The organism is Oleiphilus sp. HI0066 (assembly GCF_001635725.1).
This window is the reverse complement of the sequence record NZ_LWFH01001570.1, coordinates 1-878: the sequence shown is the minus strand read 5'-3', so window position 1 is coordinate 878 and position 878 is coordinate 1. Positions and strand designations below refer to the sequence as shown.

Annotated in this window: 2 protein-coding genes; one reads left to right on the top strand and one right to left on the bottom strand. The window is 44.0% G+C overall.

What is annotated here, in order from left to right; all coding sequences use genetic code 11:
* On the top strand, positions 1-308 hold a 308-nt coding region (locus A3738_RS24860), incomplete at its 5' end, for a DUF302 domain-containing protein (protein WP_068763921.1).
* Between the two features lie 2 nt (positions 309-310).
* Here the strand turns inward: A3738_RS24860 and A3738_RS24855 are convergent.
* Positions 311-878, bottom strand: a 568-nt coding sequence (locus A3738_RS24855) for a class I SAM-dependent methyltransferase (RefSeq protein ID WP_068763920.1), incomplete at its 5' end; no start/stop codon positions are given.

Below are 878 nucleotides of genomic sequence, written 5' to 3'. Positions count from 1 at the left end.
GCATGAAAGTCTTTGCGACCATCCGTCACTCTAAAGGAGCAGAAGATGTAGGTGTAACGATCAACCCTACGACATTGATCATTTTTGGAAACCCCAAAGTGGGTGCACCACTGATGGCATGTACGCAGATGGTCGGTATTGATTTACCGCAAAAAGCTTTGATTACACAAGATGAAGAAGGAAAAGTAATGCTCACGTACAACGATCCAGCTTACTTGAAGGAGCGACACGAGATAAGAGGTTGCGATGCCGTATTAGAAAAGGTACGCAAAGCGCTCGCGAACTTTGCAAAAGCGGCTACGAACTAAAATTATAGTTTCTTGGCGATGTAGACTCCGTAGCTATAGAAGTCTTTGAACTTCTCATACATCGCCACCTCCTCTCTTTCAGCAGCAATAATTTCTTTCGCCCCTTCAGAATTTGCATTACGCTCGAGAAAAGCATTATATGAAGCTTGAATCGGACCATAATACCCCTCAAGCCAGCAATGTAAATCCAATGTGAAGTAACCAAGTGGCTGATACCCTGCTCGCTCCAACACCTTCATTTTATTCGAAGCGGTATCGATTTCGGGATATGCAGCTTCCCAATAATCTTCTAACTCTTGCGGTCGTTCATCCGTCGTCCAGGTAACTTCAGACACTACTAGCACACCGCCTTGTTTCAAGTAGGCTTTCCATTCTTGAATGCCCTTGGCAAAACCGATGTTGTAAATTGCGCCTTCAGACCATAAAACATCATAACTATTTGCTTCAAAAGGTAGATCATCCATCGAAGCACAGAGCGTCGAAATCCTTGAAGCGAGTTCCACCTCAGAAGCTCGATCATTCAACACATCTAAAAAGGCCTGCAGAAAATCTACCGAAGTAATATCGCAA